This is a genomic window from Xanthovirga aplysinae (assembly GCF_009711365.1).
GTDB lineage: Bacteria > Bacteroidota > Bacteroidia > Cytophagales > Cyclobacteriaceae > Xanthovirga > Xanthovirga aplysinae.
In genome coordinates this window covers 1-1,237 of the sequence record NZ_SMMB01000359.1, presented here as the reverse complement: position 1 = coordinate 1,237, position 1,237 = coordinate 1, and the positions used below count along the sequence as shown (strand labels likewise).

Sequence of the window (1,237 nt, the reverse complement as noted above, 5' to 3'; positions counted from 1 at the left end):
CCATAAAATAATAGAGAGAAAAAAAAGAACAAATATCCGTTTCCAACCTAATCTTTCCTTCTGTAGCAGAAAAGGCAAACTTAATCCAATCATTAAGCTGATCAAGGGCATCATTATGCTTTCCTTAAGAATTCCGGCGCTCCAAAAAACCACTGAGGGAAAAAACAAAAAGGAAATAGTTGCTGCATTCTCTTTCGTTGGAAAAATAGATGTCAAAGAATTAGCTAAAAACCACAAACCGATATAACTAAAAAATGACATCCATAGTGAGGAAAGCCAATAATTATTATAAGTAATTAAATTTATAATACTTATCAATTTGGAGGCAAACAAGGCTCTAGGCTGATGTAAAAATAATAATCCAGAAGCAATGGATTCAGGAATTTCATTCCATAGACAAGCATTCAAATAAGCAAAGGGATCTTTAAAAGCCAAATCTGCTAATGTACTGGCGTCATGAAATAAATTAAATGTATCTCCCCCCCTGTAATAATATGTATAAAGAAGACCAACAGAAATTCCTGCCAAAAACTTTACCAACAACCCTGTCAAAAAGGTTTGTCCACCTAAAGGAAAGATTTTCCATTTTCGGTAAAACCAAAAAGTCAATATACCCAACAGCGTCAAATTGAGTAAAAAAAACATAACCAAAAGCAATGATAATTAAGAATAAGAAAATTGAAGTAATAAAGTCAAAAATGCAAAAGTATGGAAAACAAATCGTTCAGGCATTAAAAAACCACTTCAAACCATTAAAATCAATCCTATTATTTCTTGTACTTTTAGGTGTAAAACATTTTCCTTTTGTTAATCAATCAAGTGGTCTTTAAAACCTCCGATGACTTCATCAAAGCTGTTCCTATCGTACAGGATAAACAATTATTTTTGGTACACATTTTATTGTAAAGTTGAATTTGTGCCTGAGAATCATAAGCACTTCGGGATTTAAAACCCAATTCTTTCCATAAACGAGTAATTTTATTTTCTTCCGGGGGAATTTGTTCCAAAAACTGCACAGCTCTTTCCATGTAAATGGTATTATCCTGATATAATCCATAGGCTGCGAGTAAAGGGACTACCGTATTTATCACCATATTAAATAAACTTTTATCTCCTAATCCTGACAAAGCCCTTTTGGAGGATTTTCCAAAAAAATGATGATGTTTCCAATAAGTTGATGGTGTAGTTTTCAAATACTTCAGCAAATGCTGGTAGGAAGTTACTGTTTTAAAAAGGG

General features: G+C 32.6%; 1 protein-coding gene and 1 pseudogene. Both read right to left on the bottom strand.

The features are described from left to right. Positions 1-645, bottom strand: a pseudogene (locus E1171_RS01155) (hypothetical protein); the annotation flags it as partial. Between the two features lie 170 nt (positions 646-815). Next, positions 816-1,237: DUF2851 family protein (locus E1171_RS01150; protein WP_155203262.1), on the bottom strand; the 422-nt coding region annotated here is incomplete at its 5' end.